The following is a 348-nucleotide window of genomic DNA, read 5'->3' as shown; positions in this document are numbered from 1 at the left end:
ACCCGCACCGCGACCAGTACGTCGGAACCGCCCGCGCCGGCGAAGTCGCTCTGCAGAGTCTCGGTGACCGTGCGGCTGTCAGCGCCGGCCGGAAGCGCGCGGTGATCGACGCCGCCGAGTTGCGCCTGCAGGAAGGGGATCCCGAGCACGAGCAGCAGCGGAACCAGCACCACGACGTACCGGATGGGGCGGCGCATCACGCTGTGGGCGAGCCGGTACCAAGCGCCGTGCTCGGTGGAGCCCAAGCCTTTGCCACGCTTGAGGAAGGGCAGCCGCAGGTTGTTCACCCGATGACCCAGCACGGCCAGCAGCGCGGGCAACGCCGTCAGGGCCGCGACCATGGCGACC

Origin of the sequence: Kribbella sancticallisti (assembly GCF_039530625.1) — a bacterium.
GTDB lineage: Bacteria > Actinomycetota > Actinomycetes > Propionibacteriales > Kribbellaceae > Kribbella > Kribbella sancticallisti.
The sequence above is the reverse complement of the archived record's forward strand: the minus strand, read 5'-3'. Positions refer to the sequence as shown.